The following is a 26,878-nucleotide window of genomic DNA, read 5'->3' on the forward strand; positions in this document are numbered from 1 at the left end:
CAGAACGGTAAGAGCATAATAAAACAGTGTATATAAAAAGAACAGCCATTGATTTAGATAGGGGAGTGCGGACGTTTTCTTGGACTACGATTATGCAGATAATCCAAGCTTCTGCCTGTATTCCACTGGACTAAGATATCCTAAAGATTGTTTAATCCTTGTATGATTATACCAATCCAAATAGTCATTTAGTACATGAATAAATCCTTTAATACTTATATTAGTCCAATCTTGATTATAGAACATTTCTTTTTTCAATAATCCCCAAAATCCTTCACAAGCTGCATTATCTGGGGAGCATCCTTTTTTTGACATAGATCTAATAAGTCCGGCATTCTCCATACGCTTGATCCAACCCGACCATCGGTAATGACAGCCTCGATCTGTATGAATTATTGGATGATCTGCTGGTTTAAGCTGCTGAATACCTGCATCCAACATATCATTTACTAACTTCGCATCAGGGCGTGTACTTATTGTCCAACTAGGAAGAAATCCATCAAAGCAATCAACAATGGCTGAGAGATAAATCTTACCAGCAGAAATAGAAAACTCTGTAATATCTGTAAGCCATTTTTGATTTGGCTTATCTGCATGGAAATTTCGTTGAATAAGATTTTCCACTTCCGGAGAGATTTCTCCTTGATAAGAGTTATATTTTTTGTGGCATCTAACTTTAACGATAAGTCCTTCCTCTAACATAATTCGACGAACAACTTTTTCTGACAAAATCAGCCCATCTCTTTTTAGCAAACAGTGAATACGACGATATCCATATCGTTGTTTGTACTCTATAAAATATTTTTTGATGCATTCCCTTATTGATTGATATTTATCTTTACAGCACATAGCTTGTTTTTGATAATAGTAACTGCTATTTGCCATATCCAAAGATTTTAACAAACTTGGCAGTGAATACTTACTTTTCAGGGCATCGATGATCACTGCCTTTTCCCGGTTTCTTAACGGGGTTAGCTCGACACCTTGGTCTTTTTTTAAGACATGAATGGTTTCACGAAGTATATCTAATTCCAACTGCATATCCTGAAGTTTGGTCTTCATTTCATCGAATGCTTCCGAATCAATGGATGGTTTACCAGGGAAAAGGGGACCTCTGGAACGTTCATTAGATGGATTCATTAAAGCAACTACCCCTTTCTGGAGAAGTTTTTTCCTCCATTGATAGATACTCGCTGTGCTATAACCAACTTCGGATGAAACATCCTGTACATTCTCGCCTAATTCAAAACAACGATGGAGAATCTCCAATTTGAAATTTACAGATGGATGTCGAGGATGTTCAGGGGTATTGACTCCACAAAAAGTATATCTATTTTCCGGCAACAGCGGTTTTCGTTTAATCCAATTATACAGCGTTTGTCGTCGTGATGGATAACCTAATTGCGTTATAGTTTTAGTAATAGAGGTTGTTTCTTTATAGACTGCAAGTGCTTTAGTTACCTGTTCTTCTGTATACATGTCACCATATCCTTTCGACATTATTTACAGTCCAGGATTATGTCCGCACTCCCTAGTGTCAAGCAATGTTCGCAAAAGCCATCAATCTCCGAATCCGATTAAGCGCTCTTTGCTAAGATAAGATCTGTAATAACTTTGGGATTTATATAAGAACGTCCGCTGGACCAATCTTCACTGTACTCAATCAGATAGCTGGTTACAAGCCGGATATATGAATCCATGCTAGGGAAAATCCCAACCACCTTTGTTCGGCGACGAATTTCTTTGTTTAACCGTTCCAGCAGGTTCGTAGACGATATTTTTCTGGCATCAATTTCTGGAAAGCTGAAAAACTGCAACGATTCTTCAAGGCCTTCTTCTAATAGGGATATAGCCTGTGGGTATTGCAGGTCATAGTCATTCATGAATCCATTGGCATATTTCTTAGCACTCTCATAGTCTGGCTGCAACCAGATTTGCTTAAGTTTTTCGGCAAAAGATTTCTTGTTTTTCCCTGAAATATGTGCCAATATGTTACGCATAAAATGAACCTTGCAGCGTTGCCAGGAGCAGCCAAGGAAAGATTCTCTGGCTGCTTTGACTAACCATTGAAATGTAATTTAGCTCAAAAGATGGGAAGGTGGTGAACATAAGTGTCAATCACTGATGTATTGGCGATTGTTGGCGCTCTTTCTGGATTAAGTTCGATTGCGTGGAATGTCTACCAGTGGCAACAAAGTAAAGCAAAGATGAAAATTTCAGCAGCAGTAGTGACGAAGTATCAAGGAGATATAACTACACCCAATGTACTTATGATAGAAATGGTTAATGCCGGTAAGCGGCCAATTCAAATAGAAATGTTTTTTGGTAGATCCGAAACAGGGGATTTCGTTATTACGCCGGATAATTTGCCTATTACATTAGAAGAATCCAAGAAACATGTGGAAGCATATGATGGGACGATTGAACAGATGGTTAGAGATGGCATATATCTTCTTGGATTATATGCTGTTGATTCTTTAGGGAAACGTTGGCAAGTTAGCGGCGGTGATATAGCCAAGATTAACCTTCATTTACAGCAATTACGAAGTGAAGGAATTATAGAAGATGGAGAAGAGGTTGTGTGGTAAGTGCTGTTTGAATGCCATCGATGAAGAACACTTTGATATTAATAATGTGATGTTTGGACAGCAAAATAATGTGTTGAATAAAGGTTCCAAGTTAAAAAACAATTAAAGAAAGAAGTGCAGGGATAATCCCTTGTACTTCTTTCTTTAATCGGTAGAATGTCTCTGTTTTACGTTGATGAGACTGTTGGTGTCGGATACGCGGAGAACTAGTTTTCAATTTATATGATGTATTACATATGGAATTATTCACCATTATATTACGTTAAAGGTGAGGAAAAAATAAAAGATATATAAAAAGTATTCAAATATTTAAAAAATAATGTTTGACATATTTAAAAAATAGGTATAGTATAAGAATAAGAAAGAAAATAAATAGCCAAATATCGTATTATTAAGTAATTAAATACTAAAAAGGAGGCGCGGATTATGATTGAGAAAAACGAACAATTGATTTGGGCATTATCTGATTTGTTAAAAGGCCATTTTCAGTCGAGCGAAATCGTGAGAATTAATATTGCTATAATATTTATAAAGTGGGCGTTGCAGCAAGAGAATCTTAAGTTTTACAGCTTTAATGATGTGACTCTGCAAAATAAGGAATCAGCTGTTGAGGAACTTATAAAGGTCACGAACTGTATCGAAGAAACGTATCCGATTATCAAAGGAAGCTTGTTATCGCTACTGCCGCTTCAAACTAAAAATGATAAGAGTGATCTGCAGGCGATTGTGGAAGCATTTTTCTTGTCTGCATGGCGGGAATATGAGTCCAAAGAGCTTGTGGGCTTGTTTAATAAATTAGTAATGGAAGCAGATGGCCAGGAGGAGATTTATTCAACCCCGGAAAGCATTAGAAAGTTAATGGTAAAGCTCGTTGCTCCCCGGAAAAACATGAAAGTTGCCGATCTTTTCTCGGGTGTCGGGAGCTGCCTGGTTGAGGTGAATGAGGAATATAAGGACTTAACGCCGGAGTTATACGGTGAGGAAATCAATTTTGATATGTATGGTATCTCAAACATGCTGTTCCTTCTCAATGGAATTAGCGCTGGGCGGATTGCACAGAGAAATGTGTACAGTTCTTCTGGAGATGATGAAGAACGTTTTGACAACGTTCTAATGGATGCTCCCTTTGCACTTAGTATAACGATTGAAGAAAAGCCTGTTTATAAGTACGGTCTTCCAGCCAAAAGTGCTGCAGACTGGGCGAACTATCAGATCGCAGTTCATAAATTGAAGCCAACAGGAAAAGCGATTGTCACAAGCTCTGTAGGAGGTCTTAATCGATCGACGGATCAGAAAATCAGGGCAGGAATGATTAAAGATGATTTGCTGGAAGCCGTCATAATGCTTCCTAGCGCCATGTATGCGTATACTTCGATACCGACGGCGCTGTTGGTTTTAAATAAGCAAAAGCCAAAGGAAAGAAAAAACAAAATTCTTATGGTAGATGCAACGAAAGATTTCGTAAAGATAACTAGAAAACAGAATGCGATGACTAAAGAGACAATTTTCCGGATTGTAAATGTTACACAAAACTGGATTAAAGAAGAAGGATTTTCGACAATTGTCGATAGAACAATACTTGAAAGGAACGAGTACAATCTGAATGCATCATTTTATTTGAATTTCAAAGAGATTGAGCGGAAGTTAGGCGATTCTATAATACTTAAGGAAGTCGCTGATGTTTTGCCAGGAGTACAAGTGTCTACGAGTGATTTTGAAATATTAAAGCGAAATGCTACTCACTATTTTCTCAACGTGAAGAATATTCAAGATGATGAGATTTTCTATGATGAGGATGAGCGCATTCGCGATAAGAAGGTTACTTGGTATGGTAAATATGATATTCAAGCTGGGGATATCATTTTGACAACAAAAGGAACTACTACCAAGGCAGTTATCGTACCAGATGACTTCCAGCCGGCATTTATATCCAACAACTTGAGTATCATCAGAGTGAACCAAGCAAAGTATAGCCCGTATGTGCTGCTAAAGTATTTGAAAAGCGAGATAGGCAAGCTTGTTTTGGACCGCGTTACCACAGGCGCTGGCGTCAAGGTAATCAATGCTAGCAAATTAGGTAATATAGAAATTCCTGCTTATGATCTTGAAAAGTGCACCCAAATAGGGGCGCGGATAAAAAGAAGTATCCTTGAATATCGCCAAAGCATAGAAACAGCTAAAGAGAAATTTGAAAAGGAAGAACAAGAAATCCGCAAGGAATTAGGTATTTGAACTTGATGCGTAAAGTGTAAGTGATTTCGTAACACAATGTAAGCTTTGGTAACTTATGACTAAAATCTGCGAATTGAATAGAAAAATGAAATGAGGGATTCAAATGGATAACCAAACATACAATCAAATTGTTAATTTTATATGGGGCATTGCTGACGATTGCCTGAGAGATGTATACGTTCGTGGAAAATACAGGGACGTAATTTTGCCGATGACGGTCATCAGACGATTGGATGCGGTTTTGGAGCCTACCAAGGCTGCGGTGCTAGAAATGAAAGAAGCATTGGACAAGGCAGGTGTTATCGAGCAAACGGCCGGTTTGTGCAGCGCAGCTGGACAAGCATTCTGCAATTCATCGCCGTTTGTTCTCAAAGACCTGAAATCCAGAGCTAAACAACAACAGTTGAAAGCAGACTTTATTGCCTATCTGGACGGGTTTTCTCCGAACGTCCAAGAAATATTGAGCAAATTTGAATTCAGAAACCAGATCGATCGGATGATCGATGCGAATATACTAGGCGCGGTTATCGAGAAGTTTGTCAGCCCAACGATCAATTTGAGCATTCATCCGGTATTAGAAGATAACGGCGAGGTTAAGTTGCCTGGGCTTGATAATCATACGATGGGTGTAATTTTCGAAGAGTTGATTCGCAAGTTCAACGAAGAAAATAACGAAGAAGCGGGGGAGCATTTTACGCCTAGGGATGTTGTAGAGCTTATGGCGGATATAAGCATTCTGCCAGTAGTTGATAAGATAAAGGATGGATCATATCTTGTCTATGATGGCGCCTGCGGAACGGGTGGGATGCTCACTATTGCAGAAGAGCGCCTACTTGAGATTGCAAATAAGTATAAAAAACAAGTGTCGATCAACCTCTTTGGGCAAGAAATTAACCCCGAAACCTATGCCATTACCAAAGCAGACATGTTGTTAAAAGGTGATGGTGAACAGGCCGAAAATATTAAAATTGGGTCAACTCTTTCTGACGACCAGCACGCAACAAAGTATTTTGATTTTATGTTGTCGAATCCACCATACGGGAAAAGCTGGAAAACAGATTTGGATCGTTTGGGAGGCAAAGGAGATATTACCGATACAAGGTTTGTTGTGTCGCACAAAGACGAACCGGAACTGAAAATGATTCCTCGTTCCAGTGATGGACAACTCTTGTTCTTGGCCAATAAAATCAGCAAAATGAAACATAACACCGAACTTGGCAGCCGGATCGTGGAAGTCCATAATGGTTCGTCTTTATTCACCGGTGATGCCGGACAGGGCGAAAGCAACCTCAGGCGATATATCATTGAAAACGACTGGCTGGAGGCGATCATTGCTTTGCCGGAAAACATGTTTTACAATACTGGAATTGCGACATTTATCTGGGTTGTAACCAATCGAAAAGCGCCGCACCGTCAGGGAAAAGTTCAATTAATTGATGCAACTGCCATGAAGTCGCCGCTTAGAAAAAATCTTGGCAACAAAAACTGCGAATTGACGCCGGAAATTCGAAACGAGATTACGAAGCTGTTAATGAATTTTGCAGAGACCGAGCAATCAAAAGTCTTTGATAACCGCGAATTTGGTTATTACAAAGTGACCGTGGAAAGACCATTACGACTTGCAGTTGACTTATCAGAAACCAATTTGGATAAATTTGAACAAGTTTGCCAAGTAACTGATGATATGGCAGTTATGAGCGTACTGCGCGAGGTAGCGAAACAGTTAGATTATGCGATGGTTATGGATTATAACGCATTCTTGAAGAAGCTTGACCAAGCAGCGGATAATTTGGATATCAAGCTTCCTGCAAAACGCATCAATTTTATCAAAAGTCAATTTACAGAAGTGAACGAACAGGCCGCGCCAGTGATTAAAAAAATCCACAAGGCAGGAAAAGCAGAAAAGAACTCTTTGTACGGCTTGTATGATATAGAAAACAAGATTGTGGAATATGAGCCGGACGCAGCCTTAAGAGATACCGAACAGATTCCGCTTCTGCATGAAGGCGGCATTGGAGCGTTCTTTGAAGAAGAAGTGCTGCCTTTTGCGCCAGATGCCTGGATTGATGTAGCAAAGACGCAAATCGGCTATGAAATCAGCTTTACGAAGTATTTCTATAAACCTGTAAAACTGAGATCGTTAGAGGAAATTGTTGCTGATATTAAAGTGCTGGAAGCGGAAACAGACGGATTACTTAACGAGATTATAGGGGGCTAAGCGGATGATGAATAATGAACTTAGACCTTATGAGGAATATGTAGATACTCGAGATGTTTGGCATGGAAAGCTACCGAAACACTGGGATTGTGTAAAGCTTGGCATGAAATTCAGAGAAAGAAGGACAAAGGTATCTGATAAGGAGTTTATGCCGCTATCGGTCACCAAAAATGGAATCGTTCCTCAGCTATCTACTGCTGCTAAAAGTAACGATGGGGATAATCGTAAGCTTGTTAAACAAGGTGATTTTGTTATTAATAGTCGCTCGGATCGAAAAGGGTCCAGTGGCTTATCAAATTATAATGGCTCAGTATCACTTATTAATATTGTCTTACAACCATATGAAGTTAATTCAAAGTATGCTCATTATCTCTTTAAAAGCAACAGCTTTATAGAAGAGTTCTATCGAAATGGACGAGGTATTGTTGCAGACCTATGGACAACCAGATTTTATGAAATGCGGAATATATATATTCCAATCCCCTCACTACCCGAGCAAGACCAAATTGTCAAATATCTTGACAATAAACTCGCGAAGATCAATAAATTCATCAAAGCCAAGAAAAAGCTGATTGCGGCGTTGAAAGAACAAAAACAAGCAATTATCAATCAAGCTGTAACTAAAGGATTTGACTCTAAGGTGAGAATGAAGCCATCAGGAATTGAATGGTTGGGGGATATACCTGAGCATTGGACAATGGTTCAATTAAAAAGATTAGTTAAAACTGTTAAGACAGGGGGGACTCCTTCGGGAGCTGACGAAAAATATTTTGAACCAATTGGGTTTAATTGGTTCACTCCGAGTGATTTCAATGATGAGCTTTACTTATCAAATTCAAATCGGCAGTTATCTAATGTTGGAAAAAGTGAAGTTAATATCTTTCCCCAAGGAACTGTTATGATGATCGGAATTGGAGCGACAATGGGGAAGATATCAATTTCGGAAAAGAAATGTTCATGTAATCAACAAATTAATGCGATATTATGTAGTGAAAACATTATACCTGAATTTTTGGTTTATTTTATGCGGGCAGTAAGAACGCATATTTTTGCGATTGCTAAATATACTACACTACCAATTTTAAATCAAGAAGAAACTAAGAAAATTATGGTGCCTTCAATTCCTTGCGAAGAACAGAAAAAAATTGTTCTTAAAATTAATGAATCTGTTGCAGTCTATGATGCTGGCATTAAAAAAATCGAACATGAAATTGGCCTTGTTTTAGAATATAAAAGCAGTCTTGTTTCGGAAGTAGTGACTGGTAAAGTGGATGTTCAACATGTTTTCATAGAGAAACCAAAGAAAGTAGGCAGAGATGAGTCTGATATAGATGAAGAATTAACTTATGGAGGAGAGACTGATATAGAGGAAGGTGATGAATAATGCCTACCAATATGAAAGAATCAGGGTTTGAAACCCTGATCGTTAAGCATTTGACGGAGGTCAATGGTTATGAGGAAGGCAAAAATAATGACTATAATAAGGACTATGCGATCGATGAAACACGATTGTTTCGCTTTCTAAGAGCCACACAGCCGGAAGAACTTGAAAAACTAGGGTTGGATATCGAGACGAACAAAATCAAGTTTTTGAACCGTTTGCAAGGTGAAATTGCCAAACGTGGCGTCATTGATGTCTTGCGTAATGGGTTTAAGGTATATCCAGCGTCGTTTGATTTGTTCTATTTGACGCCTTCGAAAAACAATCCGGCATCGAAAGCGTTGTATGAGCAGAACATTTTCAGTGTGACAAGACAGTTGATGTACTCAAAAGATAATACCAAACTGGCACTGGATTTTGCGATCTTGTTAAATGGTTTGCCAATAATTACTTGCGAATTGAAAAACAAACTGACCAAACAAAACATTGAAGATGCCATTTATCAATACAAAAATGACCGAGACCCGAAAGAGCTAATTTTTAACTTCGGACGTTGCATGGTGCATTTTGCAGTGGATGACAATGAAGTCGCTATGTGTACCAAACTGGACGGCAAGAAATCTTGGTTTTTGCCGTTTAATAAAGGAAACGAAGGCGGGGCTGGTAATCCGCCCAATCCTTCTGGAATAAAAACGGACTATCTTTGGAAAGAGATATTTACCAAGGGTGAACTATCAAATATTATTGAAAATTTTGCGCAAATTATCAAAGAACAAGACGAAGAAACGAAAAAACCAAAACCCAAGCAAGTTTTTCCGCGTTACCACCAGCTTTCAGCGGTTAAAGCGCTATTAGCGGACGTATTTCAGGTTGGCGCTGGTCAGAAGTATTTAATCCAGCACAGCGCGGGAAGCGGCAAGTCAAACTCGATTGCCTGGCTGGCGCACCAGCTGGTTTCGATGGAAAAGGACGGAAAATCCATTTTTGACTCCATTATTGTTGTCACCGACAGGATCAATCTGGATAAACAAATCAAAAATACCATCAAAGGATTTATGCAGGTAGCAAATACGGTTGGACATGCAGACAGTTCCGGCGATCTGAAAAAGCTACTGCAAGATGGTAAAAAAATCATTATAACGATCGTTCATAAATTCCCCTTTATTTTAGATGACATTGGGACCGCACATCGTAAAAACAATTTTGCTATCATTATTGACGAAGCTCACTCCAGCCAAAGCGGCAATATGTCAGCGAAAATGAATATGGCTCTTTCTGCGGACTATGATGAGGGGGAAGAAGAGTCAACAGAAGATAAGATCAATAAAATTCTTGAAGGCAGGAAAATGCTTAAAAATGCAAGCTACTTTGCATTTACGGCAACGCCAAAGAACAAAACGCTTGAAATGTTTGGGGTTCCCTATGAAGCGGAAGGAAAGATCAAACATCGCCCGTTTCATAACTATTCAATGAAACAGGCCATTCAAGAAGGCTTTATACTGGACGTGCTTAAACACTATACGCCAATCAACAGCTATTATAAGATTGCGAAAATCGTCGAAGATGATCCGTTGTTTGACAAGAAAAAATCGCAAAAAAAGCTGCGGCGCTATGTAGAATCACAAGAGAAGGCAATCGAACTTAAAGCGGAAATTATGATGGATCATTTTCATGACCAGGTTATTGCAAAAGGAAAAATTGGCGGGCAAGCTCGGGCGATGGTTGTCACCAGCAGTATCGAAAGAGCAATCCAGTATTATTATGCCATTGACGTGTATCTCCAAAAGCGTAAAAGTGCCTATAAGGCCATAGTTGCCTTTTCGGGAGAACATGAGTATGGCGGAAAAAAAGTGACCGAAGCATCAATTAACGGATTTGCCAGCAGTGAAATTGAACGGCGCATGAAACGAGAGCCATATCGAATTCTCGTTGTTGCAAACAAATATCAGACGGGATATGATGAACCGCTGTTGCACACAATGTATGTTGACAAGATTCTCACAGACATCAAGGCGGTTCAGACATTATCAAGGCTGAATCGGGCACATCCCCAGAAATATGATACCTTTATTCTTGATTTTGCAAATGATACAGAAGTGATTAAGGAGTCTTTTGAAAAATACTATACAACGACGGTTTTGTCAGACGAAACCGATCCTGACAAACTCAACGATTTAGAATCGGACATTCGTGCTTACCATGTTTTTACCGACTACCATGTCAATACGGTTGTTGAACTGTATTTGAACGGAGCTGACAGAGACCGTCTTGATCCTATCTTAGATGCATGTGCGCATAACTATGAAAAAGAACTCGATGAAAATGGACAAGTAGATTTTAAAAGCAAATGCAAGGCTTTTGTCAGGACATATGGATTCTTAGCATCCATACTGCCTTATGGCAATGCCGATTGGGAAAAACTGTCCATATTTTTGAACTTCCTAATTCATAAGCTTCCAGCGCCTGTCGAAGATGATTTGTCAGCGGGAATATTAGAGGCTATAGATTTAGATAGTTATCGCGTGGAGGCCCAAACGTCGATGTCTATTGTTCTTGAAGATCAAGGTGAATACGGTATAGATCCTGTGCCAACCAGTGCAGGAGGCGGGAAAGGAGAATCGGAGCTTGATTTATTAAGTAATATTCTTTCTGACTTCAACGATCTTTTTGGCAATATAGAATGGAAAGATATGGATCAGGTTAAAAAACGTATCTCAGAGTTTCCGGAAATGGTTGCCCAAAATAAAGATTATCAAAATGCCATGAAAAATTCGGATAAGCAAAATGCAAAAATAGAGAGCGACAAAGCATTGAATCGCGCGGTACTCAATACAATGGCGGATAACATGGAAGTATTCAAGCAGTTTCAGGACAATCCATCATTTAAAAAATGGCTGTCGGATATGGTGTTCAATTTGACGTTTAATACGGATGGCAGTGTTTATCAAGGGCAGCCTAGGATTTAGGCGATAAATGATAGTGTAAAATCAAGTTCGCTGCGGAAGATGTCGTCTTGTTATAGAGGCCCTACATTGATGGTAGTGAGAGATTGGTATATAGTGTAATTATATGACGCAGCTTAATAAGAATGGGGTGAATAGATGGCATCATTTAAGCGTAAATTGCAGAGATCGCAAAAACGGTTAATGACAACTTCTCTTGTCTCACATGACCGCAAGGGAAAGACGTTAATCCCCCCTATCATGAAAATACAGAAGATGCAAAGAGTTTCATGGATGGATGATAGGTTGCCAGAGTGGCTTTGGGCTGAATTGTTGCTTGTCGGATTAGGGCGTGCAAAAGCAATAGCGGTAATGAAGAAAGCGGTTGAATTCTGGTATGGAAAGCCCAAAGATCAGCAACCCTACGATATTACACACACTGGGCTCGCAAGTATTCCCGGTGAAATTCTGCGTGAATTCCTTCAGAAATTATGCTCCGACAAAGCTAGCCAACAGGCATTGCAACCATTACTGCTATTTTGCCCGGAACTTCCTGGTAGCGCAATTTGGGAAGAGGCTTTGCAGGGTACTGCCGAACCTGAAATGGGCGATATCCTAGCCAAAGCTGTACTCGAAGTGATCGACCATCAGTCACAAACCGCTACTGACTGTAGGTGGTTAAGAGTATTCTACTGGATGGTAATTGGAAAGCTTCATGAACGTAGGGACTTTGCGGAAACGCTGTTCGATTATCCTTATGCAGGGGATATGACAACTGTTCGTCCCCGAATCAGGGAAACTGAGATGCAGCTTGATTTTGGTGCAAAGCCTGATCTAAGTTGGCCCAAAACATTTTGGAGGATATGCATGGAACGTACAGATTGTATTCCTGTAGACTTATCAGATAACGATGCAGTACTTAAATCTCACGTGACAAAACAAGAAGTGACCGAACTGGTCGAAAAGCTGAAGATGCATTGGGACCAAACAGTTAATGATACGGATATTAACCCCAAAAGAGATACCGTCTTTGGCATTGCCTTTTATTGCTTGTCGATTTTGGAGGAATTAGTTCAGAGTGGCAACAGCACCGGAATTCTCGGAAGATCAGGGATTCGTAGCCTTGTTGAATGTTATATTACGTTAGCATATTTAACAAAAAAGGATCAAAGCGATCTTTGGCAAGCTTATCGGCAATACGGAACAGGACAAGCAAAACTCTCTCTTCTAAAGCTGACGGAAAAGGTGGATCTGGAGACATCCTCGGTTAGTGTCAAAGATCTGGAAATGTTGGCCAATGAGGACTATTGGCAAGAGTTTTTGCCGATAGAACTTGGTAACTGGGGTGCCTCAAATCTGAGAAAATTAAGTGAAGAAGCGGGAGTCAAAGATGTCTACGATGCCTTATATGATTGGCCATCTGGTTATATACATGGACACTGGGGCGCGGTCAGGGACTCTGTTTTTGTGACGTGCGCGAACCCACTGCATAATTTCCATCGAATACCGAATAATCGCCGAGAATTGAACGATGTTACGGCGGATGCCGTTGTTCTCGTAAGCATGGTTCTTGATTTGCTTGATGGAAGCTATCCAGGATTTACAGAAAGATTGCCCGCACCAAGCGCAGTTGAAAGTGACAAGGCGAAATAAAGAAATAGGCCGGCGTTTGCCGGTCTATTGTTATTCTGGCACATAGAACGCCATGGCACTTAAATATAATTCTCGGTTGCAATCCGCGGGCTTTTCTTTATAAACGTTTAAGCGTATATCACGCTAAACCACTTATATATTATTGACATAATGCAAAACAAGGAGGATTTAACATGAAAAAAGGCTTAAGTGAAATGGTATTTATTATCGACAAGAGCGGTTCCATGGAAGGGCTTGAAAGTGACACCACCGGAGGTTTTAACGCAATGCTAAAAGAGTATCAGGTCAAAGGGCAGAACGACCTTTAACTGCTGGAGCGTGTTGTGGGAAAATCCGTATTGGTGGCAATGCTCATACTGGGCATTGTGGGATTGCTTGAAAGATTTTTGAGTTGGCGTTTTAGATGGTAGCGATGAAGAATTTATTAGGCGTTTTTCACGGAAACGTTGTTTAACAGGAGGTCGAAATGAAATTAATTCATTTAATAAAACCACCTTGCCCCAAATGTCCATATACTCTCGGGCAAGTGAAATTTATCGATAACCCTTGTCCAAGTTGTAAGTCAAATAACTACCAAATGTATTATAGGCTTATGGAAGGCAAGCATAAGTCCTGAACTTCTATGAAGAAGCATGTTTTTCGACTTGTGGTAATTGATTCGCAGGAATGTTTTGCAAATCGAATAGCCTTATTCTTCGCCTATATATTATGAAATGAGTGATATATAGAAGGCGGGGGATTTTATTGTCAAAGAATAAAATAATGGATATAGTGTTGATGGCAGCTTCTGTGCTACTAGCTGTGGTAAAAGCTATTGTCGAGCAAGAAGAACCCAAAGAAGATAACGATGAAACTTCATAATTACCAAACAAAGGGCTTCCCGTTGAGGAAGTCCTTTGTTTATCTGCTTAGACAAGTATGAAATCGAAGGGTTCTTCACGTTAATTCAACAATAAAACTTATAGAGGAGATGTTTTCAATGTCAGCAAATGTAGAAACTATGTTTTACACGAGGGTAGCCCCATGGCACGGTCTTGGTGTTTGTGTAGAAGATGCTTTAAGCTCAGGCGAAGCCATTGAGCAGTCGGGACTTAACTGGGATGTTATCCAACGCCCGATCATGACCAGCAACTATACCCCCATCCCCGGTTACAAAGCCAATATCCGCGATAGCGATGAAAAAATTCTTGGCGTAGTTACTGACCGGTATAAGGTTGTCCAAAACTCGGAAGCCTTTGCGTTTACAGACTCTCTATTGGGCGAGGGAGTGCGCTATGAAACGGCGGGAGCGTTACAAGAAGGCCGTAAGATTTGGCTGCTTGCTAAACTTCCAGACAAGTACATCATTGAGGGTGAACAAATTGAGCCTTACCTTGTATTCAGCAGCTCTCATGATGGTAATGGCGCTATTAAGGTAGCCATGACTCCGGTGCGGGTGGTATGCCAGAATACGCTCAACATTGCCTTGGCTACGGCTAGACGTACTTGGTCAACTGTTCATGTGGGTGATTTGGCCCGCAAGATGGATGATGCTCATAATACCCTTTTGTTGGCAGAGAATTACATGGGGAGATTGGGCGCAGAGTTTTCGCGGCTATCCAAAATAAAGTTGACCGATGCTAAGGTAATGGAGTATGTTGATATGCTGCTGCCGATGAATGACAATCCTACGGATACTCACAAGAAAAATATAGCTAGAATCCGCGAGGATTTAAAACTTCGATATTTCGATGCTCCCGACCTCAAGGGGATTGTTGGCAAGAATGCCTATCGGTTTATTTGCGCAGTGTCAGACTTTGCTACTCATGCGAAGCCGCTACGTGAAACTATTAGTTACAGGGAGAATATGTTTGCTAAGACGGTGGATGGCAATCCGCTGATTGATAAGGCATATGAAATCGTACAATCAGCGGCATAATACCAGCATTAAAAGTTAATTGAGCAAAGGGTATGTGGTGAATTCACTGCATACCCATATTTGATTATGTAAAGCGAGGTGCGATGTATGGCAGTTATTTTAGCTTCAACTGAAGACATGGACTATCGGGAATGGCTAGACTGGCGCAAAAAAGGTATCGGAGGTTCGGATGCCTCTATCGTTTGCGGAATTAACCGATATAAGTCGCCAGTGGAACTCTGGATGGAAAAAACGAATCAGCTCCCATACCAAGAAGCCGGGGAAGCTGCCTATTGGGGAACACAGCTTGAAAGTTTAGTAAGGACTGAGTTTGCCAAAAGAACAGGCATTGCGGTTAAGCAGGTTGAGCAACTCCTGCAAAGTAAGGAGCATCCGTTTATGTTGGCAAATTTAGATGGAGAATGCATTCACCCCACCTATGGGAAGTGCATCTTTGAAGCTAAGACAGCTTCGGCATATAAAACGGGAGAATGGGATGATGCCATTCCAGACGCATATGTGCTGCAGGTTCAACATTATATGGCAGTTACTGGGTACAGAGGAGCGTACATTGCTGTTCTGATCGGAGGGAATACGTTTCGTTGGAAGTTTATAGAACGGGATGAGGAAATAATTTCAATGTTGATCCAGTTGGAAGGTGACTTCTGGGAACATGTTCAAACTATGACTCCTCCAGCGATAGATGGCTCAGCAGCAGCGGCCAAATTTCTTAGCGACCAGTTTCCCAATAGTTTGCCTAAATCAGAAATTAAGTTACCTGATAGTGCTGCCAGTTTAATAGAGCAATACGAAGCCGCCAGTGAAAATATACATCAGTATACTGAGCAGAAACAGGAAGCCGAAAACAAGCTAAAACAAATGATTGGAGATCATGAAATTGGTACAGTGGGGGAAAGGGTAATTACGTGGAAAAGCATGTCAAGCGAACGTTTAGATAGTAAGACATTAAAAGCAGAACATCCGATTCTTTACAAAAAGTATGCTAATAAAACATCATATCGCCGTTTTTCTATAAAGGCGGATATATAAATGGGAGGAATATATGAATATAACAAAACTTAAAAATCGCCTCGGTGATAAATTACAAGGGTTACAAGAAAATACAGAAAAAAGGCAGGTTCAGACTATGACGAAAAAAGCGTTAGCTACAGTAAATTCTAATTATATTGCGTTGACAAATAATGCAATTGATATTATCCGGGAAAATCTGAAGCAGCAACCTTTATCCTTTCAACTTTTCGATATTGTTAAGTCACCATCTGGTGGAGCTACTATGTTTACTGTACCAGGGATAGCGGGAGATGAAATGTATAAAGAATTAACTGGAATTGTGCTTGATTATGCTACTCCTCGTGCTTATTGGGATACGCCAGACCCGGTGGAAGGTACGCCACCTGTTTGTTACAGCCACGACAGCATAATCTCTTATGAAGGGAAGGCATGTAGTCGTTGCCCGTTTAATGATTTTGGTTCAAAAGATGGAGAATCTAATGCCAAGGCTTGTAAGGAATCAGTTATGATTTTCCTTCTCCGACCGGATAATATCATGCCAATCATTATTAGAGTTCCAGTATCAAGTAAGCTAATCTTCCAACGCTATATGACAAGATTGATTGGGAAAATGCTGCCACTCTCTGGAGTTGTTACCAAAATTACTTTAGCAAAAACCACTAATAAAACGGGACAGCCTTATTCCTTGTACAATTTTGAAACTGTTAGTAAACTTAGTTCGGAAGAAGCTACGCAAGCTAGAAATTTTGGTCAGCAGTTTATGAAGATGTTCAATGATGCTGATTTGGAACCAATTGTTCAAGAAGCTAGTTAAATTGAAAAACAGCTTGGTATTTGATGACGGTAGTCACTCAACCATGATGTTAGCCAATGAGTATTAAAAGAAGCCAGCCTTGTAATTCAGGGCTGGCAATTTATTTTGTAAGGAGTGTATGAAAATGGAAGGAATGAGAAGTTTATTAGCGGGTTGCTTGCGTGAAAGTGCCAATGGGTATGTTGTAGATGCTCTGATTGAGAACTACCCCAATATTAGTACATTAATGAACGCTAGTGAAAAAGAAATCAGCAGTTATAATGGACCCAAGGATTCAGACCAGTACTGAAAATTTTAAGAGCACATGATATAGTATAGGTAACAAAATAGGAGGTTGTTATCATGCCAAGAAAAAAGTACACTGCTGAGTTCAAAACAAAGATGGTTTTGTCGATTCTTCAAGGCGATAAGGAATTCAATGTTATCTGTTCTGAGAACGACTTGAATCCGAGCATGGTCCGAAAATGGAAGCAGGATTTTCTAAAAAATGCCCATCTCGCCTTTGGTATAGATTCTGAACGTAAGGCCGTTCAGAGAAAGGAGGATGACCTGAAGAAAAAGAACGACCAGATGCTTAAGACCATCGGTCAGTTGACGCTGGAACGCGACTTTCTTCAGGACTGCTTTTGCCAAGCTGGAGAAGCCATCCCACAAATCCCAGAATATGATTCAAAGGGATAATGAGCTCTCCATACGTCGTCAGTGCGAGCTGTTGAGGCTGAATCGCTCCGGCCTGTATTACAATGCCATCCTGCCGGATGCAACAGCTGTTGAATTCGAAGAGTCTTTAATGGCGCGTATCGACCATTGGCATACCAGATGTCCTTATCTTGGATCTCGTAAAATTATCATCAAGCTGCTGGAAGACGGCTTTCCCGTATGTCGTAAGACTGTGCGCCGGTTAATGCTGAAAGTGGGGATCTATGCCGTTTATCCTAAGTCCAATCTATCCAAAAGAAATTTCAAGGAGGCTATCGTGCCATATCTGCTACGCGATTATACGGCATCATATCCTAATCAGGTCTGGTCTATCGATATCACCTATATTCCAATGCCGCATGGTCATATGTACCTGACAGCAATCATTGACTGGTATAGCCGACGGCTGGTTGGACACTATCTCTCTGACACATTAGATGCGACTTCTGTCATTTATACAGTAAAGGAAACCGTAAAAAAGTGTGGAATTCCCGCCATTATCAATTCAGATCAAGGAAGTCAGTTTACCAGCGATGACTATAAGGCATTGCTTCACAGTCTTAATATCCGACAAAGCATGGATGGTAGAAGCCGCTGGGCTGACAACATCATGATTGAGCGATGGTTTCGTAGTCTCAAGACAGAACAGCTCTATCCCAACGAATACCATTCACCAAGAGAGTTGCGTCAGCTGATTAACACGTATGTAGATGACTATAACAACATACGCCCCCACCAAGCCTTAGGTTATAAGGTCCCAAATGATTTCTACTTCGGCAGTTTTGCTGCGTAGACTTACTTTGTTTGATGACACGCTTAAAAATTTACGAAGTGGTCTTGACAAGGGGCCCATTATAGTATTAAGGGGATTGGTGTAGTAAAAGCAAAGCAACTTGGTGCGATATTGGAATTTGCTCGTAAGGTATATGAACCAGATAAAACTAAGCGAATTATTATAAAAAGTCCCAAAGATGTGTTTGATTTAGTGCGTTCCGATATGGAATTTTTACAGGTTGAGCATTTTGATGTGATTGGTTTATCGACTAAGAATCATGTCGTTTTCAAAGAGAATATTTCGATTGGCTCATTAAATGCCAGTATTGTGCACCCACGTGAAGCATTTAAAGGATTGATTCGAAGATCATGTGCTAGTTGTATATTGGTTCATAACCATCCCAGTTCGGACCCTTTGCCCAGTAACGAAGATATTTTGCTTACAAAGAAATTAGTTGAATGCGGTAAGATTATTGGTATTGAAGTGCTTGACCATATTATTGTGGGGGCTGATGGTGGTGGTTATGTTAGCTTTAAAGAACAAGGCAAAATGTGATTTACAGATTGCGATATATCATCAAACAATAGATGGGTTAATCCCATCTATTGTTTATCTTGCGTTGCTAGTGCCAAATAAAGATCTCTATAAAATTTATTAAGAGGGACTACATAACTGGCTATTACTAAAAGTTTTCTGGCTAACCCTACAGGAAGCTTTTTTCCTCGAAATATAATAAATTTCAAAATAGTATCCTCCAATATAATTGTTTTAGTCCTATATATTAAAATAATATATTATTTTAAAAGTAAAAGATACGAGAAGAGTGAAATAGGGAGAAGCCTTATCTTGTGGATCATAATGGTGTGAAATGAACAAAAATTTTTAATCATTTTACCAATAGGGTGGTCTTTAGTAATGACACATGCCAAAAATTCAAAAACAACTCTATTAGGATACTTTTCCAATGTGCCGTTAGGCTGTAGTCTAATGGCATATTTTAATGGAGGAATTTTTATGAAGATAGGATATATTCGCGTAAGCACAACAGAACAAAATACGATTCGGCAAGAGGTTCTATTAAAAGAGCTTGGCGTTGATGAACTCTTTATCGATAAAGCCAGTGGTAAAAATACCGATAGACCGGAACTAAAACGGATGCTCACCTATGTTAGGCAGGGCGACACTGTTATTGTTGAATCCATCAGCCGCTTCGCCCGTAACACACGCGATTTGCTTGATCTCATTGCTCAGTTGACTGCCAAAAAGGTTGAATTTATTTCTAAGAAAGAAGCCATCGATACAACAACACCGACAGGCATATTTATGCTGACGATCTTTGGAGCCGTAGCAGAATTGGAACGTGAGTACATCCTGCAACGTCAGAATGAAGGAATAGCTATTGCCAAAGAACAGGGAAAATACAAGGGGCGTAAGTCTATTTGCCACCCGGAATTTGAGAAGGTCGTGACTATATGGAAATCGGGCAACATGACGGCGGTTGAGGCTATGCGAAGGTTAAACATGAAACCTTCTACATTCTATAGAAAGGTAAAGGAATCTAATAGGTAAATTATCTGTAAAAATATTTATATTTTACAGATGGAATTTACAGTCATCCCAGTGCTAACATAGCGGGAGACTAGATTGCTAAAATAAGCATAGAATCCCTCAGGAAACAAACGTGTAAAATGAAGGGCGGCCCAAAACCGTCCTCTATTTTTTGCAATATTTTTTGTAATTAGCTCTTACAAGGAAATAAAATATATTTCCTGAGGAGTTGAGAGTATGAATGAATTTAATGTTAGCATCAGCAAAATTTCCAGTAAGAGAGAGTTTAACAACAAGGAAATGGAAATGTTCGATATTTTAATTGCTGATAATACCGAACTTATTAAAAACGATAACGTCAGATCATTTGTAGAACAAGTTGGTTCAAAAGGCCACGTATTCTGTCCTTCTACATTCAAGGAGGGGCTGAAAAGTAAAGATACTTTCGAACAGTCGCAGCTATTAGCTCTCCATTTTGACAGCAAAGAAACATCATTTAAGGAAATAAAGGACAGAACCGAACAATATGATCTTCCTATACTGTTTGCCTATGATGCTTTTTCCATCGGAAGCCGTAATAAATTTAGCATTGTATTTCTAAAAGACAGTCCGTCTTCTTCATTAAAAGAAGCTGAAGCCATGCAAAACTCCTTGATGATGATGTTTCCAGAAGCTGATAAAAGCTGTGATGATGTTTCAAAGGTATATAATGGCGGGAATAAAGTATTGTATTTTGACGATACCACTCCTGCGGTAAGTGTTGATATGCTATTTATGAATATGAGCCTTCATCTGAGAAACCGATATGGAGCCACCAACTACAAACGGAAGATAGTTGAGTTTTCTAAAACAACAGGCGTTGCATTAAATGAAAGAAAACTTCCTGAAATTTCTATAGTTGAGAATTTCACTGAAGGTATTAAAGAAAATATAAATGATAAAAACTCACAAAATCCTATTATGATAGATTATGGAAATAGTGAGAAATTATCAAATTTAAAGTATTTAATCAAATTTGAAGATCATGAAGATAAATATAGTATATCATCAAATCAAAAAAAACCATCTATCCATAAAGATTACCCCTCTGATACTCTAGAATCCCTCAGTTCCAAATGTAGATTGTATCGGGAATTTGAGTTGGGAAATAAAACATTATCTCAACGAGAACTACTCGGGGTAGCTACGAATCTAGCTAAGGTAGAAACAGGAGCTACCAAATTCAAAGATACGATCAGCGCAAACTCATATTACTCTAGCAGGAAGGAAAAGTACGACAACTGGAGTTACTATTTCTATTATATCAAAGATAAATATCCTAGGCCGTGTACCAGCTTCTGTTCTTATCATGCTACCTGTCCCCATGGAAAAAACATCCTTTCTACATCGAAGCCTAAATACCATCAAATTGAGAAAATTGCTAATTGCAACGATCATTGGGTTGGATTAGATGAAGCATGGAAAGATTTTAAAGAGAATTTTCACAGTGCGGTAATGTCAAGAGACAAGATATGGCACGTCATCAAATGTCAAACGGCCTTAGGCAAAACTCAAGCAATTTTGGAGCTGCTTAGGGATACTCACCTAAGGGTTTTAATTGCCGTTCCAACCAACAAATTGAAGCGTGAAGTATGTGAACGAGCGAAAGCGATGGGGGTAGACATAATCGTATCACCTTCATTGCATGAACTAAAAGACGATTTGCCTCAAAATGTTTGGGACGATATAGAAAATCTCTATGAGACAGGTAGGTCGCCAATGCCTCGTCTAAACAAGGCTATTGCTGAGGATGATTTAGAATGTGCTAAGTTGTTTAAACAATACAAGCGAGAACTAGATGAATTCAATAACATGGACGGTCATGCTATTACTACTCACCGGCGCCTGACAAGCATGGATGTGAGCAAGTTTGATCTTGTCATCATTGATGAAGATTTAATCTTTAGCACTGTTATTCCTAGCAAAACCACAGTTCCTATTTCTAAACTAAAAAAACTAAAAAAGAAATTGAACACCGGCGACCCGTTGGCGGCAAAAATTGTAAAAATCTTAAAGCACATTAAGAAATCAGAATTTTTTACTCTGAGTGAGATTGATTATGACAGATCATACTCCGGTATAAAGATGACAGTCAATATACCGGCGCTGTGCGATGCAAAATACTTCTGTTACCGGAAACCCTCAAATTTTGAAAATGACCTAACAGAAGACTGTGTCAGCTTTATAAACCCTATTAAATTTCAAGAAAAAACAAAGTATATCATGCTATCAGCAACAGCGGACAAAGACATCTGTGAGTATTGTTTTGGTGAGGATAACGTGAAGTTTTATACCTCTAAGGAAGCTAAACTTACAGGTACTTTGTTTCAGTATGGTGGTAAACCAATGAGCCGCTCTTTCATGAGAGACAATCCTGGTATCATTGGTCAAATTAAGAAATGGTCAGGGCTTGAGCATACCATTTCTTTTAAGAAGTTGCCTAATCATTACAAGGGTGATCTGCATTTTGGCAATTGTTCTGGTTGCGATATTTTGAAAAATGAAAATATCGATGTCATTGGAACGCCGCATCAGCCAGAATGGATATATAAGTTGTTTTCCTATGCACTTGGATTTGGCATTGATACAAAACTGAAACCCAACACCATTGTTACTCATAATGGATACCGCTTCCGTTTTAACACCTATGACGATAAGAACCTAAGAGCCATACAATTCTACATGATAGAATCAGAATTAGAACAGGCTGTAGGCAGAGCGAGATTGTTGAGATGTGAATGTGCTGTTAATTTATTTTCTAATTTCCCACTTCGACAAGCTACGATAATGAATAATTTTAATTATGATGATAATGAAATTTGAAATCTGTTTTTGTCAGCTTAATCATTTAATTGTGCCGCTTTTTCTCCTTAATTATATTTTTTAATTGAAGAAGTGTTTGATGAAATCATGATTTTTCCTTAACGCAACGAATAAACTGACCATTAAAAATCACTGGGAATGCTAGTCGATGGTTTTATCGTAGATGGTTTCATTAAAAAGCAACCCATCTATAACAATAGTGTAAAAAATAATTACAATCGGAGGAATTAATTATGTATCTAAATTGCGTCATAGAGCTTTCTATGGTGTTGGACAATGAAAAATTCCATAAATTATTAACCAGAGTCTGTAACCAAGCAGAATATTTGAATGACAATAAATATATCGATCAGACTTTGTCATCTAAGGGAATAGTTGTGACTTACCAAGAAAAACAATATAAAAAGAAAGTTCAGATTACTATAAACTCAAGTGTTATGCTAGATGGCGGAAATCTTGATTCAGGCAAGTTAATCCATAAGCTGGAGAGATGTGTTCATGATTATTTCGGCTCAAAGTACAATCTTAAAGATTTTAATTTGAAAAAAATGATTCTTATGGCAGACATTGATGTTAGCAGCCGAGAGAAAGTATCCGCATACATAAAAGTTTTACAAAGAATTGGCAAGGTAAAAGGGTTTTCGCCATTAAATTATGATTGTCTTGATGATGGTATTGGCTTTTGTTTGGATGGAAACAGTAACGGCATTCAGTTTTTAATTTATGACTTAATGGGATTGCTCACCAGTCAACATAGAAAAACCGGAACTAATCACAAAAAGCTGAAATCTATAATAAAAAAATCCGAAGGGCTTTTACGAGCTGAAGTTCGATTAACTCAGCCAAAGACAGTACGAGATTACACTGATGAAAGAGATACTTCCAAGCAATTAGCAGTTTTATTGAAAAACAGTCAGGAGATGTTTTTAGCTACGTTTGTGCGTGTAGTCCCTTTTGGTGCCTTTCATAAAAAAGATACGGCTATAGAGATTATCCAAAGGGAGGTAAAAGACATGACGCTTCGACGGCGGATGCTGCGGCTGGTGGCACTGGTTCCTGAGAAAAAGTCTTTGTTGCTCGCACAAAAAGCATTGAACTATAGACGAATTGATGATGTTATGGAAAGTTTCGCGAAGATTAATGTGTCGCCCATTACTATAAGCAAGCGGCATGATGTGAAGCATTTGAAATCGCTCTACTCCTATCTTGATTCAAATAATGATGATAAGTGACAGGGGGCACATTGATTTTTGCAGAAATGTAAACCCATACAGGGGGAGTTATGTATGCTTTTGTCGACCTATTTTCTGCATAAAATGTTTTTTGCCGATGAGTATGATATACTGATATTATTAGATTATTGCGTCACTTGGTTTTTTCAAGAGCACTGTACTAGAGTATATAAGGTGCAGGATTTCAGTAGGTAGCTTGCCGAAAGGTAATGGTGGTTTCAATGAGAGATGATTTTTCGCAACAAGTTAAAGAAACATTAGCAAAACGGGTTGGATATAAATGTTCAAACCCGTTTTGTCAAAGAGCAACAATTGGTCCTAATAGTGTTCCGAATAAAAGCACTACTATCGGGATTGCGTGTCATATATGTGCAGCATCGAAAGGCGGCCCCAGATATGATTCTATGATGACTTCAACGGAAAGGGCTTCTATTGAAAATGGTATATGGCTTTGTTCATGTTGCTCTGACCTTATTGATAAAGATCCAAATAAGTATCCAGTTTCCTTGCTTCACGAATGGAAAGATAAAGCTGAAATTAGTGCCGAAAAAGAAATCTTATCTTTTGAACAACGAAATGAGACAAATTTTGTGTGGGAACCCACATCTCCTTTAATAAATAACAATCCATGCAAGCAGATTGAGGAGAACATTAAAGAATACAATCTGTTTAGAAAAGCATTTAACAATTGCCAAGAAGTACTAAACGGAAAAGAAACATTGATTATGCATATCTGGAAATTTGTTAATACTCCCAAGTATGAGTATAAAATTTACAGTAAGATGTATGGTACAGAATATAGTGAACTATTAGCTACGAATAATCCTATAACTTTTCAAAGGCTTGCTCCACTTATGGCTAATGAGATAATGGATCACTCTAATTTCTGTGAATGGGTTTCAGAGATTTTTGGCATCAGAAAATCTGGAAATAAACTTTTAATGGATTTTGGAGTCAAGGGGAATAGAGGAAGAATCATATCGGTGAATCTATTATGGCAGCCTAATGATACTGAATTACTATCGTATGAAAACGATTGAAAAATGGTTGTCTTAAAATATTAAGTGAGGTCTTAAGGGGAAGAAATTGAATGAAAAATACGTATGGAGAGTTTTACTTTGAAAACGAAAAAAATTATCCAGCTAGTGTTTACTGGGACTTTTATGATAAAAATCCTCAAGATGCCATTCGGAAATATATAGGACATATATTTTGCCCTCTTTGTAATTTAGCACCACTTACAGTTGCAAATGGAAACAAACTTAGATATTTTAAAGTGATTGAGTCAGATCGAGATAAGCACGATCTTTTTTGTTCATATAGACATGACAAGGCTAACAAGAAAGAAACTGAAAAATTTTATGAAGACTGGATCGCTCTGATATAGAAAATCGATTGGTAAGTTGTATGAATAAAATGCTAAAAAGTATTAATAAAAAAGAGGTTGGAAATTCAGAAAAAATAAATACTAAAACGAAAAGTACAAAAGATTTTTTTACTATTACAACAACGGGGAATAAAAAGAAATATCTACCACATAAAAGTTTATATTCTAACAATCTAGATGATGAAATCGATGTTACTAAAATATATTATGGCAAATGTGCTGTGTACCTTTACAAGTATATTGCTAAGGACGAAAAAGAAGTAAAAGCATACTATCTGAAAATTTTGCACTCAGAGACTAAAAAACAAATTTGCGACATTTCTAGATCTCCATATATTTACAAGTATTTAGAAGATATACTGGCCTTAATTCCAACTGATAAAAAAGATGCACGAAATTATTATTTGTGTTTTGCTGTTAGAATGGAAAAGAAGGATTATTCATATAATTGTAGATTGAAAGATTCGAGGCTCATTGAACTTGAAAGGGAATTATAGGAAAAAGCTGATTTTTTGTTGATTAGCTGGTAGAGATACTTCTTAATATTACAATTTTCTAAACCGTTACAATATAAGAAGATCCCTATGCCGTGATGGCATGGGGATTCATTATGGTGTCATGCTAAGCATATATCGTTTCGTATACAGATAATATGCTGCCCTCATAGATAGAGGCAAAGCAATATATCATTGACAAAATTTGTTTTTCTGGTATGGTAACATATATTACATTTTTTGTCCTTCGCGCAAAGCCCTTGTTCGTTAGGATACTGAGAAGCCAGTAATGATAGGATGATTCCATTGCCAAAATCCGTGATTTGTGAATTTGCATATTAATGTTTAACAAATACAAATAAACTTATCATAGAAAGATCCAGGAGGAGATAGAAAATGATAAAGAAAAATAAATTTCAAATTCTTACTGATGAGGCGGAATCGCAGTATAAATTTGGTTTCTGTAATTTGTGTGAATTTTATGAGTGTGAGCTTGTCAGGGAGTATATGCAGTTCAAAGAGAATCATTTAAAATCACGGAAGCCTGATCACACAGCTACTGTAACGGCTACTGTAGTAAAGGATAGTGAAACAGATAATGATATTGCTGCGAAGAAAACTAAGGTACAGGTATTAAAAGTAAATTCATATGCAAGTTCCACTAAAAAAAATAATTCGGATATAGATTACCTATCATACGACAAAGAAGAATTGAAGAGTGGTTGTATTATGAGTGGCCGGTATATTAATCAGGTAGAATGTGGTATAAAAAAGGTTGCTGATGGAATTGGAGACGCCTTCAAAATAAATACAAGATATAATTCCAAGATGGAAAATGATACGAACAAATGGGAGCCGAATCAACCTGTATTTATCTCGGCTCAAACCGGCAAAGGCAAAAATTATTTTATAGAAGAAACTTTGCTTCCATATATAAGAGATGGATTGTCAACAGTAAACTAAACAGATTTTTTAAGGGCATTTTCTTTGAATGCTCTTGGTGTTAAATAATTCAAAGAAGAATGAATTCTGTAGTTGTTAAACCAGTTAACATAGTCTGCTAACTCTACTTTTAATTCCTTTAATGATAAAAATGTTTTGTTCTTTACAAACTCTGTTTTTAT

At 38.5% G+C, this 26,878-nt stretch carries 24 protein-coding genes and 1 pseudogene; 22 read left to right on the forward strand and 3 right to left on the reverse strand.

Annotation, left to right across the window (positions count from 1 at the left end):
* Positions 1 to 90 precede the first annotated feature (90 nt).
* Positions 91 to 1,479: an IS3 family transposase gene (locus HNR32_RS07685; protein ID WP_183861343.1), complete on the reverse strand. Its 1,389-nt coding sequence runs from the start codon at positions 1,477 to 1,479 to the stop codon at positions 91 to 93.
* 98 nt (positions 1,480 to 1,577) lie between these two features.
* Positions 1,578 to 2,063, reverse strand: a pseudogene (locus HNR32_RS07690) (transposase); the annotation flags it as partial.
* A gap of 48 nt (positions 2,064 to 2,111) precedes the next feature.
* Here HNR32_RS07690 and HNR32_RS07695 point away from each other — a divergent pair.
* From HNR32_RS07695 to HNR32_RS07795, 22 genes are all read left to right on the forward strand, one after another.
* On the forward strand, positions 2,112 to 2,588 hold the full coding sequence (locus HNR32_RS07695) for a hypothetical protein (protein WP_183861345.1): 477 nt from the start codon (positions 2,112 to 2,114) through the stop codon (positions 2,586 to 2,588).
* On the forward strand, positions 2,566 to 2,694 hold the full coding sequence (locus HNR32_RS14135; protein WP_260162606.1) for a hypothetical protein: 129 nt from the start codon (positions 2,566 to 2,568) through the stop codon (positions 2,692 to 2,694). The genes HNR32_RS07695 and HNR32_RS14135 overlap by 23 nt, the downstream gene beginning before the upstream one ends.
* Positions 2,695 to 3,014: 320 nt before the next feature.
* On the forward strand, positions 3,015 to 4,820 hold the full coding sequence (locus HNR32_RS07700; protein ID WP_183861347.1) for an N-6 DNA methylase: 1,806 nt from the start codon (positions 3,015 to 3,017) through the stop codon (positions 4,818 to 4,820).
* A gap of 103 nt (positions 4,821 to 4,923) precedes the next feature.
* Positions 4,924 to 7,038: a type I restriction-modification system subunit M gene (locus tag HNR32_RS07705; protein ID WP_183861349.1), complete on the forward strand. Its 2,115-nt coding sequence runs from the start codon at positions 4,924 to 4,926 to the stop codon at positions 7,036 to 7,038.
* A 4-nt stretch (positions 7,039 to 7,042) separates the two neighbouring features.
* The gene (locus tag HNR32_RS07710) at positions 7,043 to 8,422 is read left to right on the forward strand and encodes a restriction endonuclease subunit S (protein ID WP_183861351.1); all 1,380 of its coding nucleotides are present in this window, start codon (positions 7,043 to 7,045) and stop codon (positions 8,420 to 8,422) included.
* An 11-nt stretch (positions 8,423 to 8,433) separates the two neighbouring features.
* Positions 8,434 to 11,385 (forward strand): type I restriction endonuclease subunit R, encoded by a 2,952-nt coding sequence (locus HNR32_RS07715; RefSeq protein ID WP_221300582.1) that lies wholly within the window; start codon positions 8,434 to 8,436, stop codon positions 11,383 to 11,385.
* A 135-nt stretch (positions 11,386 to 11,520) separates the two neighbouring features.
* Positions 11,521 to 13,014 carry a DUF5677 domain-containing protein gene (locus HNR32_RS07720; protein WP_183861355.1) on the forward strand — a complete coding sequence of 498 codons (1,494 nt, stop codon included), beginning with the start codon at positions 11,521 to 11,523 and terminating at the stop codon, positions 13,012 to 13,014.
* A 173-nt stretch (positions 13,015 to 13,187) separates the two neighbouring features.
* On the forward strand, positions 13,188 to 13,322 hold the full coding sequence (locus HNR32_RS14140; RefSeq protein WP_375782634.1) for a hypothetical protein: 135 nt from the start codon (positions 13,188 to 13,190) through the stop codon (positions 13,320 to 13,322).
* Positions 13,323 to 13,993: 671 nt separating this feature from the next.
* Complete coding sequence (locus HNR32_RS07730; protein ID WP_183861357.1) at positions 13,994 to 14,932, forward strand: TIGR03299 family phage/plasmid-derived protein; 939 nt, start codon at positions 13,994 to 13,996, stop codon at positions 14,930 to 14,932.
* Between the two features lie 87 nt (positions 14,933 to 15,019).
* Positions 15,020 to 15,961 carry a YqaJ viral recombinase family nuclease gene (locus HNR32_RS07735; protein WP_183861359.1) on the forward strand — a complete coding sequence of 314 codons (942 nt, stop codon included), beginning with the start codon at positions 15,020 to 15,022 and terminating at the stop codon, positions 15,959 to 15,961.
* A gap of 13 nt (positions 15,962 to 15,974) precedes the next feature.
* The gene (locus HNR32_RS07740; RefSeq protein ID WP_183861361.1) at positions 15,975 to 16,757 is read left to right on the forward strand and encodes a hypothetical protein; all 783 of its coding nucleotides are present in this window, start codon (positions 15,975 to 15,977) and stop codon (positions 16,755 to 16,757) included.
* A 124-nt stretch (positions 16,758 to 16,881) separates the two neighbouring features.
* Positions 16,882 to 17,046, forward strand: coding sequence for a hypothetical protein (locus HNR32_RS07745; protein ID WP_183861363.1), 165 nt, complete (start codon positions 16,882 to 16,884; stop codon positions 17,044 to 17,046).
* A 53-nt stretch (positions 17,047 to 17,099) separates the two neighbouring features.
* Positions 17,100 to 17,438 carry a transposase gene (locus HNR32_RS07750; RefSeq protein WP_182185465.1) on the forward strand — a complete coding sequence of 113 codons (339 nt, stop codon included), beginning with the start codon at positions 17,100 to 17,102 and terminating at the stop codon, positions 17,436 to 17,438.
* Positions 17,422 to 18,249: an IS3 family transposase gene (locus HNR32_RS07755; RefSeq protein WP_183861365.1), complete on the forward strand. Its 828-nt coding sequence runs from the start codon at positions 17,422 to 17,424 to the stop codon at positions 18,247 to 18,249. The genes HNR32_RS07750 and HNR32_RS07755 overlap by 17 nt, the downstream gene beginning before the upstream one ends.
* Positions 18,250 to 18,315: 66 nt before the next feature.
* Positions 18,316 to 18,786, forward strand: a complete 471-nt coding sequence (locus HNR32_RS07760; RefSeq protein WP_183861386.1) for a JAB domain-containing protein — start codon at positions 18,316 to 18,318, stop codon at positions 18,784 to 18,786.
* A gap of 459 nt (positions 18,787 to 19,245) precedes the next feature.
* Positions 19,246 to 19,800 carry a recombinase family protein gene (locus tag HNR32_RS07765; protein WP_183861367.1) on the forward strand — a complete coding sequence of 185 codons (555 nt, stop codon included), beginning with the start codon at positions 19,246 to 19,248 and terminating at the stop codon, positions 19,798 to 19,800.
* Positions 19,801 to 20,016: 216 nt separating this feature from the next.
* Positions 20,017 to 22,641, forward strand: a complete 2,625-nt coding sequence (locus HNR32_RS07770; RefSeq protein ID WP_183861369.1) for a hypothetical protein — start codon at positions 20,017 to 20,019, stop codon at positions 22,639 to 22,641.
* 233 nt (positions 22,642 to 22,874) lie between these two features.
* A complete protein-coding gene (locus HNR32_RS07775) occupies positions 22,875 to 23,873 on the forward strand; it encodes a hypothetical protein (RefSeq protein ID WP_183861370.1) in 999 nt (332 codons plus the stop codon).
* 221 nt (positions 23,874 to 24,094) lie between these two features.
* On the forward strand, positions 24,095 to 24,913 hold the full coding sequence (locus HNR32_RS07780; protein ID WP_183861372.1) for a DUF2634 domain-containing protein: 819 nt from the start codon (positions 24,095 to 24,097) through the stop codon (positions 24,911 to 24,913).
* Positions 24,914 to 24,963: 50 nt separating this feature from the next.
* A complete protein-coding gene (locus tag HNR32_RS07785; RefSeq protein ID WP_183861374.1) occupies positions 24,964 to 25,260 on the forward strand; it encodes a hypothetical protein in 297 nt (98 codons plus the stop codon).
* A 20-nt stretch (positions 25,261 to 25,280) separates the two neighbouring features.
* Positions 25,281 to 25,757 (forward strand): hypothetical protein, encoded by a 477-nt coding sequence (locus HNR32_RS07790; RefSeq protein WP_183861376.1) that lies wholly within the window; start codon positions 25,281 to 25,283, stop codon positions 25,755 to 25,757.
* A gap of 393 nt (positions 25,758 to 26,150) precedes the next feature.
* The gene (locus tag HNR32_RS07795) at positions 26,151 to 26,717 is read left to right on the forward strand and encodes a hypothetical protein (RefSeq protein WP_183861378.1); all 567 of its coding nucleotides are present in this window, start codon (positions 26,151 to 26,153) and stop codon (positions 26,715 to 26,717) included.
* Here the strand turns inward: HNR32_RS07795 and HNR32_RS07800 are convergent.
* A partial coding sequence (locus tag HNR32_RS07800; RefSeq protein WP_183861380.1) for an IS3 family transposase occupies positions 26,714 to 26,878 on the reverse strand: 165 nt, incomplete at its 5' end. The genes HNR32_RS07795 and HNR32_RS07800 overlap by 4 nt on opposite strands.

The sequence above is a fragment of the Pectinatus brassicae genome, from assembly GCF_014201835.1.
Lineage (GTDB): Bacteria > Bacillota > Negativicutes > Selenomonadales > Selenomonadaceae > Pectinatus > Pectinatus brassicae.

Coding starts and splice junctions, on each gene's coding strand:
- HNR32_RS07685 (WP_183861343.1), bottom strand. CDS start 1,479: ATGTATACAGAAGAACAGGTAACTAAAGCACTTGCAGTCTATAAAGAA.
- HNR32_RS14135 (WP_260162606.1), top strand. CDS start 2,566: ATGGAGAAGAGGTTGTGTGGTAAGTGCTGTTTGAATGCCATCGATGAA.
- HNR32_RS07700 (WP_183861347.1), top strand. CDS start 3,015: ATGATTGAGAAAAACGAACAATTGATTTGGGCATTATCTGATTTGTTA.
- HNR32_RS07705 (WP_183861349.1), top strand. CDS start 4,924: ATGGATAACCAAACATACAATCAAATTGTTAATTTTATATGGGGCATT.
- HNR32_RS07710 (WP_183861351.1), top strand. CDS start 7,043: ATGATGAATAATGAACTTAGACCTTATGAGGAATATGTAGATACTCGA.
- HNR32_RS07715 (WP_221300582.1), top strand. CDS start 8,434: ATGAAAGAATCAGGGTTTGAAACCCTGATCGTTAAGCATTTGACGGAG.
- HNR32_RS07720 (WP_183861355.1), top strand. CDS start 11,521: ATGGCATCATTTAAGCGTAAATTGCAGAGATCGCAAAAACGGTTAATG.
- HNR32_RS14140 (WP_375782634.1), top strand. CDS start 13,188: ATGAAAAAAGGCTTAAGTGAAATGGTATTTATTATCGACAAGAGCGGT.
- HNR32_RS07730 (WP_183861357.1), top strand. CDS start 13,994: ATGTCAGCAAATGTAGAAACTATGTTTTACACGAGGGTAGCCCCATGG.
- HNR32_RS07735 (WP_183861359.1), top strand. CDS start 15,020: ATGGCAGTTATTTTAGCTTCAACTGAAGACATGGACTATCGGGAATGG.
- HNR32_RS07740 (WP_183861361.1), top strand. CDS start 15,975: ATGAATATAACAAAACTTAAAAATCGCCTCGGTGATAAATTACAAGGG.
- HNR32_RS07745 (WP_183861363.1), top strand. CDS start 16,882: ATGGAAGGAATGAGAAGTTTATTAGCGGGTTGCTTGCGTGAAAGTGCC.
- HNR32_RS07750 (WP_182185465.1), top strand. CDS start 17,100: ATGCCAAGAAAAAAGTACACTGCTGAGTTCAAAACAAAGATGGTTTTG.
- HNR32_RS07755 (WP_183861365.1), top strand. CDS start 17,422: ATGATTCAAAGGGATAATGAGCTCTCCATACGTCGTCAGTGCGAGCTG.
- HNR32_RS07765 (WP_183861367.1), top strand. CDS start 19,246: ATGAAGATAGGATATATTCGCGTAAGCACAACAGAACAAAATACGATT.
- HNR32_RS07770 (WP_183861369.1), top strand. CDS start 20,017: ATGAATGAATTTAATGTTAGCATCAGCAAAATTTCCAGTAAGAGAGAG.
- HNR32_RS07775 (WP_183861370.1), top strand. CDS start 22,875: ATGTATCTAAATTGCGTCATAGAGCTTTCTATGGTGTTGGACAATGAA.
- HNR32_RS07780 (WP_183861372.1), top strand. CDS start 24,095: ATGAGAGATGATTTTTCGCAACAAGTTAAAGAAACATTAGCAAAACGG.
- HNR32_RS07785 (WP_183861374.1), top strand. CDS start 24,964: ATGAAAAATACGTATGGAGAGTTTTACTTTGAAAACGAAAAAAATTAT.
- HNR32_RS07790 (WP_183861376.1), top strand. CDS start 25,281: ATGAATAAAATGCTAAAAAGTATTAATAAAAAAGAGGTTGGAAATTCA.
- HNR32_RS07795 (WP_183861378.1), top strand. CDS start 26,151: ATGATAAAGAAAAATAAATTTCAAATTCTTACTGATGAGGCGGAATCG.